The following is a 13,469-nucleotide window of genomic DNA, read 5'->3' as shown; positions in this document are numbered from 1 at the left end:
CTCTAATCGGTGGGTCATGCCGACAATCCCCATACCGGACGAATGCGGAAAATTGTGCTACTCCACAAGCCTTTCGGTGTGCTGTGCCAGTTCACCGACGAACTCGGGCGGGCAACCCTGGCGGACCATGTACCGATCAGGAATGTCTATCCGGCGGGCCGGCTTGACCGCGACAGCGAGGGTCTGCTGGTCCTGACCAACGATGGCAAGTTGAACGCGCGGATCACCCATCCGGGCAAGGCGATGGACAAGGAGTACTGGGTCCAGGTGGAGAACATTCCCGATCAGCAGGCACTGGATACCCTGCGGCACGGTGTTTCGCTGAAGGATGGCCTGACCCGCCCGGCACGTGCCGCCCTGATGGATCCACCGGACGTCCCCGACCGCGAGCCGCCCATTCGTTACCGGGCAAGCATTCCGACCCAGTGGCTGCGGCTCATCATCAATGAGGGACGCAACCGACAGGTCCGGCGCATGACCGCAGCGGTTGGTCATCCGACCCTGCGACTGATCCGCTATCGGATCGGCTCCTGGACACTGGACGGCCTGCAGCCCGGCGCCTGGCGCGAGGTCTGACATGTCGGCACTGGACTGGCTTCTGGCCAGCATGGTCCTGCTGGTCTGCGCCGTGATCCAGGGCGCCATCGGCTTCGGCGTGGGTTTGCTGGGCGCCCCGCTGCTCTATCTGATCAACCCGGCACTGGTACCGGCGCCGGTAATCATTGTCGGCATGGTCCTGCCGGCGCTGATCGTGCTGCGGGACTGGCGGCACGTCCACGGCAGCGATGTCGCCTGGGCCCTGCCCGGAACGCTGTTCGGGACACTCCTGGGTGGCCTCGTCATCGGCGTCCTGTCCACCGATGGCCTGGCCCTGCTGTTCGGTGGCCTGGTACTGCTGGCGGTAGCCATCAGCCTGGTCGGCCTGACCCCGAGACCGACGCCAGGCGTGATCCTGACCGGTGGTGGGCTATCCGGCTTCATGGCGACAACCACCGCAATCGGTGGTCCTCCCCTGGCGTTGATCTTCCAGCATCTCCGCGGACCACGACTGCGTGGCACGCTGTCCGCGATCTTTTTTCCCGGTGGCGTGCTGGCACTTGCCAGCCTTTATTGGGCCGGCCGGTTCGGTGCCGGCGAACTGATGATGGGCATTGCCCTGCTGCCTGCCATCGGCCTGGGCTTCATCCTCTCAGGGCGATTCGCGGGCTGGCTTGACCGTCGCTGGCTGAGACCTGCGATCCTGTCCCTGTCGACCGCAGCGGCCCTGATCGCGATAACCCGCGCGTTGCCGGGCATTCTGTGAGTCTTCCTGACTCATGCGTCGTATTGACACACATTTCTGCGCCATGAAATTATCTATGTTACTGTTTTTATTGTCTTCTCTCTCTGGCATGGGCGATGCAGCACTCTGGGCGTCGGAAGCAAACGCAGGAGGCTGGTATGTGGTTCTCCAATCTGAAGAGCTTGCTGATGACGTTGCTCCTCGCCCTGGGGCTGACTCTCGGCGGAATGGCGCCGGCCATCGCGGCAGATGGTGAAGCTTCATCGAATGCCGTTGACGATTACGTGGTCGAAAAGGATGGTGATGAAGAGGACGACCTGGACGAATGGGACGAGGAGGATGAGTACGGTTGGTAAGACCGACCAACCCCTCTGGTCAGATTGAGCCGCCGGCCGTTGGTTGGCGGCTCCTTTGCGTTTGCAGCCGTCTGCTTCGGAGCCACGATGCATCGGACGTCGCCGCAGCCTTCACCGGAGCGGGAGTGCGCGAAAAAGCTGGCGCTCGAACGCTGCTCTGGTATAGTGCGCCGGCGGCATGTACCGATCCATGCCGCTACCCCCGGGTGTTTTCCCGCCGGAAGTGTCTTCGAACGGAACACGACCAGAATGGCCCGCCCCAGCAGCGGCGCCCAATCGTGCTTTCCCTGCCCGTCCCCGACGTGTTGAAGCCTACGCTTTCCCTGGACCTCGCCGACGAGCGGTACATCTCAATCTGTCTGGATCGGATCCGACCGTAGCCTGATGACCGGAACGGAAGACGCCCAGGAGACTTTTTAGAACAATGCAATTCGATCAATTAGGACTTCCCGATAGCCTGGTACGCGCCGTGCGCGAGCAGGGCTATACCGAACCGACGGCCATCCAGGCCGAGGCCATTCCGGCGATTCTCGCCGGTCACGACGTGATGGCCGCGGCCCAGACGGGCACCGGCAAGACCGCCGGCTTCACGTTGCCACTGCTGGCTCGACTGGCTGAGCCCACCGCCGCGCGCGGCAAATTCCGTCCGGTTCGCGCCCTGATTCTGACGCCGACGCGGGAACTGACCGCACAGGTGCAGGAGAGCGTCACCACCTATGGCCGCCATGCGGGCCTTCGGTCGACGGTCATTTTCGGTGGAGTCGGCATGTCACCGCAGGTCGACCGCCTGCGTCGGGGCGTGGACATCGTGGTCGCGACCCCGGGTCGGTTGCTGGACCATATCCGTCAGCGCAGCATCGACCTCTCCCGGCTGGAGACACTGGTGCTGGACGAAGCCGATCGCATGCTCGACATGGGCTTTATTCACGATATCCGCAAGGTCATCGCCGAACTGCCGAAGCAGCGGCAGACCCTGCTGTTCTCGGCCACGTTCTCGAACGATATCCAGAAGCTGGCCCTGGGCATGCTCAGGGAACCCGTGCGGATCGAGGTTGCACCGCGGAATACCGCGGTGGAGACCATCCAGCAGCATGTGCACCCGGTGGACCGGGGCGGCAAGCGCGCCCTGCTGTCGCAGCTGATCCGCAATGGCGACTGGCGCCAGGTGCTGGTTTTCACCCGTACCAAGCACGGTGCCGACCGTCTGGCCAAGCAGCTGGCCGTCGACAACATCACTGCCACCGCGATCCACGGCAACAAGAGCCAGACCGCCCGTACCCGTGCACTTGCAGACTTCAAGAAGGGCAGCGTGCGGGTGCTGGTCGCCACCGATATTGCGGCCCGCGGCCTGGATATCGACCAATTGCCCCATGTGGTCAATTTCGAGCTGCCGAACGTGCCAGAGGACTACGTCCACCGCATCGGTCGCACCGGTCGCGCCGGGCATGACGGGGCCGCCCTGTCGCTGGTCTGCGTCGATGAGCTGAAACTGCTCGGCGGCATCGAAAAGCTTATCGGCCAGAAACTGGACCGTCAGGTGGTACCTGGATTCGAGCCGGATCCGAATGAGCGGCCGCAGCCCCTTTTCAAGAAACGCCAGCCAGCACCATCCAGAACCCGGCAACCGCGCCCCTCCGGCAACGGCGCACCCCGGCGCGCCAAGCCATCGGCCCGAAACAATTCGGGCCAGCCACGCCGCGCGGCGGGCGGCGGTGGCCGCTAAGGCGTGACCGATGGCGCCTGTCCGCAGGCCCCATCGGACACAAGATGACGCGGCGGTGGACCGGACATCGGCGGATGGCCCCGGTCCGGTCCACCCGCCGCGATTCCAAAGTCCTGGCCAACTTGTCTCCGTGCCGCCAATCAGGTCATGCTGCCGCGCTCTGTTGACCAAGCGACGGATTCGCCATGCGCTGGCTGCTGATCACTGCCGGAATTCTCCTGACGCTGTACCTCGGGCTGGCGCTGGTGCTGGACCGGGTCGAGCCCCGTGCCCAGATCGAACGCCAGGCAGAAGAAATGCTTGGCCTCGCCGTCGAATTCGATGGCGACGCAAGCCTGTTGCTGTTTCCGCGCCCGGGCTTCCGCTTCGCCGCCGCGGAACTTGCCAACCCGGAGGAATTTCCCGACGGATCCCTTGCAACGCTGGAGGGTGTGCGCGTCACATTGTCGCTGCCTGCCCTGCTACGTGGGCAACTGGTGGTGGACCAGCTCCATATCGATGACGGCAGCGTGAACCTGGCCCGCGACACTGACGCAACCGGCAACTGGGAATCACTGCAAATCCAGCCACAAGGCGACGAAGGCCCTCCGGTCACGCTGTCCCTGCACCGCGCCCGCCAGATCACCGCGGACAGGCTCCGCATCCGCTACCATGAGGCGGACACGGAAGCCCACTACCAATTGCTGCTGACAGACCTGGAACTGGACGATCTGGAAGCCGGCGCCAGGGGACATCTGCGCAGCGACTGGCAAGTGCAAGGTGCCAACGGCCTGGATCTGTCAGGCGCCATGGAGAGCCGCCTGCGGTTGCGCGAGGGCGGTTGGGGCCTGGGCCTGGGCATCGAGAGCTTTTCAATGGATGGCCGGATATCAGACCAGCCGATTGGCATCACCGGAGAAGGCCGACTGCTGGTCGATCTGGAACGACCCGGGCTGCAGCTGCGCGATGCGCACCTGGCCGATGATGGCAACCGTCTCGACCTGTCCGGGACCCTGGTTCTGAGGGATGGCCGACCCTACGCCGTTGGCGACTTCGAGTTGGCTGCCTCGGATCTGCGTCGAAGCGTCGAAAGGATCAGCAACGCGAAACTCGAAATGGAGGACGACGCGGCCTTTCGTGAGCTGGCGCTGGCCGGTCGGCTGCGGCTGGACGACCGGCGAATCAGTATCGCAGAGCTGGAAGGAGCCCTGGATCAGACTGGTATCAGCGGCAACCTGGACTGGAACAATGAGCCCGCCGAACTGCGCCTGCAGCTGGATTTCGGCGAACTCGATCTGGACCGTTACACACCGCCCGAGCCGGATCCCGAGATGGTTCGCGCAGTGATCGAGCTGCTTGCCACGCTGGCATCACGGCACGAGATCAGCGGCTATCTGCAGTGGGATCGACTGGAGACGCTGGACCTGGCCTTCGAACGGTTCCGCACTGATTTGCAGGGTGACCGGCGAAACCTGTCACTGAGCCCGGTGACCGCTGCAGCCTGGGACGGCGAGCTCGACGGCGCGGTGACCATCGACCTTGAGTCTGACCCGCGCGCCTACGACGTACGACTCAGCACGTTCGGCATCGATCCGGCGATACCGCTGTCCACCCTGTTTGAGGGCGACTTCCTCAGCGGAGACCTGGATCTGGATCTTAGCGGCCGCTTCCACGGCCAGGAATGGCCTGCAATCCGCGACAGCCTTGATGCAGAAGGAACTGTATTTCTGTCCGCAGCCGAGATCCGGGGCTTCAGCCTGAAACGACAGGTCGAGGACAGCGTGCCGAGCTCGTTGGGCGGCGCCAGCCGGGACACATTTGGCGACGACGCGACCACGGAGATCAGCCAACTCGAGGGCGAGCTGCGAATTCGCGACGGACGCCTGGAAAACCCCTCGGCGAGCGCACGCTCGCGCCATTTCGAAGCCCAGGGTGAGGGCGTGCTCGCGCTGGACACGCTGGAACTCGATTACCGCCTGTTACTGCGCATGGTCGAGACCTTCGAAACCGACAGCGAGCGTTTGCTCTCCCTGCTCCGGGATATCGATGTGCCGGTTCGTCTGCATGGCCCGCTCGCCGAGCTGGAGACGGATGTCAGCTTGCCGGGCACGGGCGATGACGAAAGCGAGGAAGCGACGGAAGAGGACGAAGACGACGCCGATCAGGAAGACGGGACAATGCGCAGCAGCTCGCCGTTGGAGTGATCGGTCAATAAATACAGGACGCCATCCGGCCCCACCTCGATCGCACGGATGCGTCGGTCGAGCGAGGTAAACAGCCGTTCCTCCTCGGAAACACGATCACCATCCACACGCAGGCGGTGTACGGCACGACTCACCAGCCCCGGCACCAGCAGATCACCGTTCCACTGGGGGAACGTCTCTCCGCGATACACGGCCAGCCCGCCCGGCGCGATGGCACTGTCCCAGACGTACAGCGGATCCTGCATGCCCGGGTAACTCCGGTACGGCGTGATCTGCGCCCCGCTGTAGTCGCGCGCATGGGCGGTGATCGGCCAGCCGTAGTTGGCACCGGCCTGCAGGCGATGCAGGCGGTCGCCGCCCCGCGGCCCGTGCTCGCTGACCCAGATCTCACCCGTGTCCGGATCCAGCGCCACGCCCTGCACGTTGCGATGGCCGATGGTCCAGGTTTCCGGCTGCCGCGCGTCCTCCAGCGCGGCAAAGGGATTGTCCAGCATTGCCTTGCCGTCAGCGTCCATGCGCAGCACGCTGCCGAAATGATCCTCCGGCTGCTGCGCCCGGTAACGGTAATCAAAGCCGTCCCCAGTGGTCAGGAGCAGACTGCCATCGTCGAGCCAGAGCATCCGTCCGCCGTAATGCACGCTGGTATCGCGCCACGGGGCGGCCCTGAACAGCACCTCGAGATCTTCCAGCGCATGCTCCTCCAGGCGGCCACGGACCAGCGTCAGCGTATTCTCGCGACGGTCGCCTTCCACCAGCGTCAGGTACAGGACATTCGCCGCCTCGCGGTCGGGCAGGACGTGGAACAGGCCCGCCTGGGAGTGCACATGCACATCCGGCAGGCCGGCGATCGGATCCGGATGCAGTCCGTCCTCGTCCACCAGGCGCAGCCGGCCGGCTCTCTCGGTAACAAGCATGCGGCCATCAGGCAGGAAGGCCAGCGCCCAGGGATGCTCCAGGCCATCGGCCAGCGTCTCGACTTCGTACTCCGATCCCTGGGTTTCCGCAGCGACGCCTCCGGCAAGCAGAAACACCGCAAGGCAACACGCCAGGCTACCGGCAAGATTACGCAGGAGTGTCATGGCCAGTTTCCCGTTTTTCCCGATTATCCATGGCGTCTGCCCCGCTTCCGAGGCAAGGTATGCAGCAAGGATGCCGGGGCCAAGCCATGCCCCGGGATGGTAATCACGCCGTTTCCATGAGGACCAGCATGTTCCTGCTTCGCCGACTCGTTGCCCTGTTGCTGGGTGCCGTTGTTGCCGCCGCGAGCGGATCACTGATCCAGACGCAGTTCAACGTCGCCGCCCTTGCCCGGCTTCAGGTGGATGTCGGCATACGGGAACGGCTGGCGATGACTGCCGGCGACCTGCTGCATTTCGCCCCGATTTTCGCACTGCTGCTGGTCGTCGCTTTCCTGCCTGCATTCTGCCTGGCCGGTTGGCTGGCTCGCCGGCGATCAGCCAGGCCGGGCTGGTTATATGCCCTGGCAGGCGGCACCGCCGTGCTTGCCGCCTTCCTGATCATGAACCAGTTGCTGCCGATGACCGCCGTGCAAATGACTGCCGAGCCGGTGGGCCTGCTCGCCCTGTCCATCAGCGGCGTTCTCGGTGGCTGGGCCTTCGCGCTAACGCGGAATCCAACGCAGGCGCGAGAATAGACCAGTGTTTCCCTTACGCGGAACCGTCAGGGGTTACGCCGTTGACCGGCAGCGGTGCCGCGTAAAATCGCGTACCGTCAGAGAACAGTTGCCAGGCTTCGGCGACATGCCCGGCCGAGCGGCAATCCGCGGCGGCGTGTCGGGCTGCATCGGGGTCTGCATGCAACTGGGCCTGGTCCGGGGTACGGACAAACATGCGGTTGGTCTGGTTCGGCCCGCGCTGTTCGACATGCGACAGGTATTGCTCCGCCTCCGGCAGGTGCACCACATAGCCACGGAAGCTGGTGCCCTCGGGCAGGCCAAGCGCGGCAATACGCGCCTCCATCAGATCACTCTCGTCTGCCAAAATCGTCTCCTCCGATAACCGTTTTGGCCACATGATACGCGATCATGGCAGGTAGATGAGGCGCAGACTGTGCCGGTGCCGACCGCCAAAACGGATCGGCGCCGAGGCGTCCATGGTCAGCACGAAACGCTCGCCCATGTTGCGCCGGAAGGCCCTGGGCGGTCAGAAATCCATCGTCTGACCGTCCAGCAGACGCAGCCATCCACGTACGATGCGATAAATGATCCAGATCGTAGTGGCCAGCAGGATCAGGAATCCGATGCCAATCACCGTCGTCAGGAAGCCGATCACGAACCACAACAGGGCAAACCAGAAGGTCCTGACCTGCCAACGGAAATGCGATTCCAGCCAGGTGCCGCGCACCTCGTCCCGTTTGACGTAGTTGATGATCACTGCGACCAGAAAACTGATGCCGATCAGGAACGATGCAGCCTGCAGTCCGTAAACCACCTGGGTGATGGTTTTCAGCGATTCCGTTGCCCGGTCTGCAGCGATATCCGTTGATCTGGAGCGGTTTGCCACGGTCAATCCTTGAGTCGGTAGCCGGTATGGAATATCCACGATATCAGCACCAGTGCCAGGCCGAGAAAAACGGCGATCATCCCCAGGCTGGCCCAGAGGCTGACATCACCGGTGCCGTAGAAGCTCCAGCGAAAGCCGCTGATCAGGTAGAGCACGGGGTTGAACAGGGTCACCGTCTGCCAGAACGGCGGCAACATGTCGATGGCATAAAAGGTACCGCCGAGGAAGACGAGCGGAGTGATCACCAGCAACGGCACGAACTGCAGCTTGTCAAAGCCATCCGCCCATATACCGATAATGAAACCGAGCAGGCTGAAAGTGATGCAGGTCAGTACCAGGAACAGCAGCATCCAGCCCGGATGCTGGATCTCCAGCGGCACGAAAACGCCCGCCGTGGCCAGGATGATGCAGCCCAGCACGAATGACTTGCTGGCCGCCGCACCGACATGCCCGATGACAATCTCGATGGCAGACATGGGTGCCGACAGCAACTCGTAGATGGTACCGGTAAAGCGTTTGAAATAGATCCCGAACGACGCGTAGGAAACGCTCTGGGTCAGCACCATGAACATGGTCAGCCCGGGCACCAGAAAGGCACCATAGCTGACGCCCTGCACCTCGTCGATGCGGGACCCGATGGCCGCGCCAAAAACAATGAAATACAGGCAGGTGATAATGACAGGCGAGACGATGCCTTGCAGCAGGGTACGCCGCGTGCGCTCCATTTCATACCTGTAAATGGCGGCAATGCCGTGCCAGTTCATTGCGCCTCCTCCGGCTGCTCGCCAACCAGGCGCACGAAGATCTGCTCCAGACTGCTTTCCCGGGTGTGCAGATCATGCACTGTAAGCCCTGCCTGCTGCACCGCCCGCAATACGGCGTCAACGCCGGCCTCACCCCCCTCCGCGGAATAGCGGTAGCGCAGGGTGCGCCCACCCTGCTCGCATTCCACGCCTAGCCTGGCCAGTGCTTCCGGCAGATGCGCCAGTGGCTGAGCCAGTTCCAGGGTCACGACCTTGCTGCCCAGCGATCGCATCAGCTCGTGTTTGTCTTGAACCAGAATCAACTCACCATCACGGATCACGCCGATGCGATCGGCCATTTCCTCGGCCTCCTCGATGTAGTGCGTGGTCAGTATGATGGTGACACCACGGCGCCGAAGGCCCCGCACCAGCTTCCACATGTCACGCCGCAGATCCACATCGACGCCCGCCGTGGGTTCATCCAGGAACAGGATTTCCGGCTCATGGGACAGGGCCTTGGCGATCAATACCCGACGTTTCATGCCGCCGGAAAGCTGCATCATGGGGCTGTGCCGCTTGTCCCACAGCGACAGATCCTTCAACAGCCGCTCCAGATAAACGGGGTCGGCCGCTTTGCCGAACAGGCCGCGACTGTAGGTGAGCGTTGTCCAGACGGTCTCGAATGCTTCGTTGGTGAGTTCCTGCGGCACCAGCCCGATGCGACGCCGCGTCTCGCGGTACTGGCGGTGAATATCGTAACCGGCGACGCGCACCGTGCCCGCGGACAAGGTCACGATGCCGCAGATGATGTGAATCAGCGTGGTCTTGCCCGCGCCATTGGGCCCGAGTAGCCCGAATATCTCGCCGCGGCGAATCCGGAGACTGACGTCCCGCAATGCCAGGAAGCCACCGTGATACTGCTTGCGCAGACCCTGCACATCCACCATAACCGGAGGCCTGGTGTCGGCCGCGGCTGCCTCGTCGGCATCGCTGATGGCATCGCGTTCCCTTCTCACGGGCGGGCATTCCCTGCGCATGTCACTCCATCTGCATTAACGATCACGAGCGCCGTGATCGGCGTGAGACACAGCAAAAACACTCAGCCCCGCAAGGCCGGCAAAGACTCCTCGGCCGGCACAAAGCGAAGCGCAAGCCCATTATTGCACCAACGCTTGCCGGTCGGCTCCGGACCGTCATTGAACACATGGCCCTGATGACCACCACAACGAATACAGTGGTATTCCGTTCGCCGGAAGATCAACAGAAAATCCGGCTTGGTGTCGACATGACCGTCGATCACATCATAGAAGCTGGGCCAACCGGTGCCGCTATCGTACTTGGTTTCCGAACTGAACAATGGCAGGTGACAGGCGGCGCAGACGTAGGTCCCATCTTCGTAGAACTGGTCCAGGGGACTGGAAAATGCCGGCTCGGTGCGTTCCTGAAACAGGATGCGCCAGGCCTCTTCATCCACCAAGTCACGCCAGAATTCCGGATCACGCTGCAGGCGCTCCAGCTTCTCCGAGGGCACCGACAGCGAATGACCATCGCCCCGCTGACCGGCCTTGAGCAGGCCCGATGGCAGCACCGCCAGCCCACCGACGGCAAGCAAGCCACCAACAAAACGTCGCCGATCCATACCCGTCTCCCGATCCCGGCGGCCGCCACGCAGGCGACAGCCCTTTGCCCAGCCGCGGGACTTATGACAACAGATCGACGGCAGAGTTGATAACAGCTGAACCACCACCGACCGGCCTGGTCTGCCCGAGCATGAACAGAAAACCGAATCCGCAGGGCAAGGGTGTTTCGCCGCTGCTTGCCGTGATCGCGCAGCAGGATCGAGGCCTGACGGTCAGCGAGCCCAAGGATGCCGCGCGGATCGCCTCCGAGCTGTTCACCTCGGTTTTCATTCTGGAGAGCGATTTCGACTTTCAGCCCACCATCGGCCGTCCGCACTGGCTGTATCGGAAACAGGGTCGTTTTCGGCTACGCCTGACGCCGCCCGACGGCTGGCACCCGGCGATTGCCGGCGATTATATCGGCGAATGCTGGTTGCATGGGGACTTGAGCTGGACGCTGCAGCTGGACACGAATGCAGCGAGCAATGCCGCGTTACAGGCAAGCCTTCGGGAACGGCAGCACCGGTTCGAGCAGGAGCTGGCAGGCGCGGAGACGCTGCGTAGCGCCCTGCCCCATCACCGCGAGGATCTTGGCTTCTACCGCCGGGTCTATGCCTATGCCCTGAGTCGCTCGCTGGAGCTGTCGATGCGGTCCACGGGCATTGATGGCCTCTGCTACGACAAGGCGCGCACCCACCCCGCCCTGCACAATGACAGCGGCAGCACGGGCACCTGAATGCCGCCCCGCGGGAATCAATCGAGGACCGGTCAGCGGTCCAGCAGTTCGCGCACCCGCTCGTGATAAATCGACTCGGGGATCAGGCCCTCGTCGTACAGGTCACGCAATTCGCGCAATTCCTCGCGGCGCGAGTCCGGCAGCGTGTCCACCTCGGGCTGGTCCGCCACCGGCAACTCGTCCGAGTCCGCGGCCGCGGTGGGGTCCGACGGCTGCGACACGCCGACCGCTTCTTCCCGCGGCGGCTCCGGTGCGGTATCGGCGGCGGGCAACCGCGGCTCGGTCTCCGGTTCCGCCGGATCGCGATCAACATCCAGTGCAGCCAACACGTAGTCGCTGCGCGCCACCCCGTCGTGTTCCGCAAGCGTGACACCTGGCTCCATGCCCACCAGGTTCCATCCGCGGCGTTCGCCGTCCGGCTGGCGACTGCCGAAGCGCGCATCCCCGCCGCGCCGGGACAAGTCCGTTGGCCCGGTGTACTGGAACGGAAACTCGCGCTCGATCCGGCGATTCAACTCACCCACCATGACGTGCAGGGCATCGTCCTTGTAGAAAACCCGGGCTGAGGTCACCACGGTGTTGCCGATACGCGATGAGCCTGGCAGGGCGCGAAAACCACGTACACTCAGGATCACGTCCTGATCCGGTCCGGCGTCGGCGAGGGCCTGCCTCAGTGGTTCCGCCAGCCGCTCACGCATGTCCTCGGTAAACACGGGACCGTCGTGGTCACCCCCGGTCGCCGCCTCCAGGCCCCGGCCTTCGGCATTGGCGGCACGCAGTGCAGCGAGCAACCCCTTAATTTCCGAAGTCTCCAACGAGGCAGGGTGTGCGTTTGGCTCCGCGCCGGTCTCGCTCGGCACCAACCAGACATAACCGTTGTCACTGGCCCAGACCGTCTGTCGCTGCGCATCGGGCGCCGGCGACCGCGGGCTACTGGCACAGGCGGCCAGGACCGCACCGCACAGGCCGATGACGGCAATTACGACGGACGCGCGAACGAAACGTGCTGGCATGGTATGCCTTCCCATGGGCCAAACTCCTTGAACTCCAATGAACTGCCCTCAGGCTAGCGGCAGCGGCGGCATGAGTCACGTGTTCTGCACGCTTTTGACGACAGGTGGACTGTTGCGCCGCCGCGCCATTTGATTTCTGATCGGGGCCATGGTGTAAACCCGGTCCTGGAAGTTGTACGGACGGAGTTATCGAATGGCCTGCATCGGTTGTGAAGTTGTTCCGTCCCTACCGCAGGGAGATATCAGACTGTACCTGGCACCAAAGCTTGCACACACCCGGGCAGTGGCCGCACGCGGATTACGAGACGCAGGCTGGATCGTTGAGGACATCGACGGCGCCGTGTTGGTGGTCAAGGTGGCCGACGGACAATCGGCGACATTGCTGGACGATCTGGATCAGGTCATGACCTCGCCCGAGCAGTCGAATTGCCCGGCGGTCATGCTTGATCCCGGCCAGCCGTTCGGGATCCGTCAGTTGGCAGACACGACGCCGCTGCGCGTGTTGATCGCACGACAAAAGTCGGCCTGGCTCAGTGAGCTGCTTACCGACGAGCGTCTGGAGATGCATTTCCAGCCAATCCTCCACGCCGATGGCGGCGGCGTATTCGCATTCGAATCCCTCGTCCGTGGAATTGGCGCCGACGGCAAGCGTATCCCGCCGAACGATCTGTTCGGCGCGGCACGGGAGGCGGACCTGTTGTTCCATCTGGACCGGGCTGCGCGCGTCGCGGCGATCCGTCAGGCGCACGGTGCGCAAATCGATGAAACACTGTTCATCAATTTCAATCCGACGTCGGTTTATGAACCGTCGTTCTGCCTGAAGACGACTTTCGATGCGGTCAATGCAATTGGCACCTGCCCCGCGAATTACGTGTTTGAAGTCGTCGAGACGGACCACATTTCGGATCATGGACACCTGAAGAACATCCTTGCCGAATACCGCAACCATGGCTTCCGCATCGCGTTGGATGACCTTGGCGCGGGCTACAGCTCACTGAATCTGCTGCAGGGAATTCGGCCCGATTTCGTCAAGCTCGACCGGGAGATGGTCGATGGCGTGTCGGGCAGTCGTTACCTGGCCTCGATCACCTCGAGGCTGATCAGCATGGCCAGGGAACTGGACGTGCAACTGATCGCCGAAGGTATTGAAAACCGGGAAGACTGGGAATGGTTGCAGGAGCAGGGCGTGGACTATGTCCAGGGCTTCTACTTCGCCCGACCCTCGGCAACTCCGGAACGGCCGGCAATGGCGGATCTTGCACGCTGATCCGCCCATGGCCGGCTGGCCTTGG

At 63.3% G+C, this 13,469-nt stretch carries 15 protein-coding genes; 8 read left to right on the top strand and 7 right to left on the bottom strand.

Translation table 11 applies throughout. From position 1 onward, the window contains the following. Positions 1 to 42: 42 nt before the first annotated feature. From M0534_RS06755 to M0534_RS06735, 5 genes are all read left to right on the top strand, one after another. The gene (locus tag M0534_RS06755; RefSeq protein ID WP_248567653.1) at positions 43 to 576 is read left to right on the top strand and encodes a pseudouridine synthase; all 534 of its coding nucleotides are present in this window, start codon (positions 43 to 45) and stop codon (positions 574 to 576) included. A gap of 1 nt (position 577) precedes the next feature. Beyond that, positions 578 to 1,303: a sulfite exporter TauE/SafE family protein gene (locus M0534_RS06750; protein WP_248567652.1), complete on the top strand. Its 726-nt coding sequence runs from the start codon at positions 578 to 580 to the stop codon at positions 1,301 to 1,303. 137 nt (positions 1,304 to 1,440) lie between these two features. After that, on the top strand, positions 1,441 to 1,638 hold the full coding sequence (locus M0534_RS06745) for a hypothetical protein (RefSeq protein WP_248567651.1): 198 nt from the start codon (positions 1,441 to 1,443) through the stop codon (positions 1,636 to 1,638). Between the two features lie 424 nt (positions 1,639 to 2,062). Beyond that, a complete protein-coding gene (locus M0534_RS06740; RefSeq protein WP_248567650.1) occupies positions 2,063 to 3,361 on the top strand; it encodes a DEAD/DEAH box helicase in 1,299 nt (432 codons plus the stop codon). A gap of 185 nt (positions 3,362 to 3,546) precedes the next feature. After that, a complete protein-coding gene (locus M0534_RS06735; protein ID WP_248567649.1) occupies positions 3,547 to 5,544 on the top strand; it encodes an AsmA family protein in 1,998 nt (665 codons plus the stop codon). On the opposite strand, the gene M0534_RS06730 is transcribed toward M0534_RS06735, so the two are convergent. Then, positions 5,502 to 6,623 carry a PQQ-dependent sugar dehydrogenase gene (locus M0534_RS06730; protein ID WP_248567648.1) on the bottom strand — a complete coding sequence of 374 codons (1,122 nt, stop codon included), beginning with the start codon at positions 6,621 to 6,623 and terminating at the stop codon, positions 5,502 to 5,504. The two genes, M0534_RS06735 and M0534_RS06730, sit on opposite strands and share 43 nt — an antisense overlap. Positions 6,624 to 6,751: 128 nt before the next feature. On the opposite strand from M0534_RS06730, the gene M0534_RS06725 reads away from it, so the two are divergent. Beyond that, the gene (locus M0534_RS06725) at positions 6,752 to 7,198 is read left to right on the top strand and encodes a hypothetical protein (RefSeq protein WP_248567647.1); all 447 of its coding nucleotides are present in this window, start codon (positions 6,752 to 6,754) and stop codon (positions 7,196 to 7,198) included. Positions 7,199 to 7,211: 13 nt separating this feature from the next. Here the strand turns inward: M0534_RS06725 and M0534_RS06720 are convergent, their stop codons facing one another. The 5 genes from M0534_RS06720 to msrB all read right to left on the bottom strand — a co-directional run bounded on the left by M0534_RS06720 (position 7,212) and on the right by msrB (position 10,448). Further along, complete coding sequence (locus tag M0534_RS06720; RefSeq protein WP_248567646.1) at positions 7,212 to 7,544, bottom strand: hypothetical protein; 333 nt, start codon at positions 7,542 to 7,544, stop codon at positions 7,212 to 7,214. 162 nt (positions 7,545 to 7,706) lie between these two features. Continuing rightward, on the bottom strand, positions 7,707 to 8,066 hold the full coding sequence (locus M0534_RS06715; RefSeq protein ID WP_248567645.1) for a hypothetical protein: 360 nt from the start codon (positions 8,064 to 8,066) through the stop codon (positions 7,707 to 7,709). Positions 8,067 to 8,068: 2 nt separating this feature from the next. After that, on the bottom strand, positions 8,069 to 8,830 hold the full coding sequence (locus M0534_RS06710) for an ABC transporter permease (RefSeq protein ID WP_248567644.1): 762 nt from the start codon (positions 8,828 to 8,830) through the stop codon (positions 8,069 to 8,071). Then, positions 8,827 to 9,756, bottom strand: coding sequence for an ABC transporter ATP-binding protein (locus M0534_RS06705; RefSeq protein ID WP_248567767.1), 930 nt, complete (start codon positions 9,754 to 9,756; stop codon positions 8,827 to 8,829). Before M0534_RS06705 ends, M0534_RS06710 begins: the two co-directional genes overlap by 4 nt. 152 nt (positions 9,757 to 9,908) lie before the next feature. Next, a complete protein-coding gene (gene msrB, locus M0534_RS06700) occupies positions 9,909 to 10,448 on the bottom strand; it encodes a peptide-methionine (R)-S-oxide reductase MsrB (protein WP_248567643.1) in 540 nt (179 codons plus the stop codon). A gap of 131 nt (positions 10,449 to 10,579) precedes the next feature. Between msrB and M0534_RS06695 the strand changes: the two genes are divergently transcribed. Beyond that, entirely contained in the window at positions 10,580 to 11,164 is a 585-nt protein-coding gene (locus M0534_RS06695; protein WP_248567642.1) for a DUF2452 domain-containing protein, read from the top strand. Between the two features lie 32 nt (positions 11,165 to 11,196). Here the strand turns inward: M0534_RS06695 and M0534_RS06690 are convergent, their stop codons facing one another. Continuing rightward, positions 11,197 to 12,177, bottom strand: coding sequence for a hypothetical protein (locus M0534_RS06690; RefSeq protein ID WP_248567641.1), 981 nt, complete (start codon positions 12,175 to 12,177; stop codon positions 11,197 to 11,199). A gap of 193 nt (positions 12,178 to 12,370) precedes the next feature. On the opposite strand from M0534_RS06690, the gene M0534_RS06685 reads away from it, so the two are divergent. Beyond that, a complete protein-coding gene (locus tag M0534_RS06685) occupies positions 12,371 to 13,444 on the top strand; it encodes an EAL domain-containing protein (protein WP_248567640.1) in 1,074 nt (357 codons plus the stop codon). Positions 13,445 to 13,469 lie beyond the last annotated feature (25 nt).

The organism is Methylonatrum kenyense, assembly GCF_023195885.1.
In the GTDB taxonomy this organism is placed as follows: Bacteria; Pseudomonadota; Gammaproteobacteria; order Nitrococcales; family Aquisalimonadaceae; genus Methylonatrum; species Methylonatrum kenyense.
Note: the sequence above shows the minus strand (reverse complement) of the source record. Positions and strands in the feature narration are given on the sequence as shown.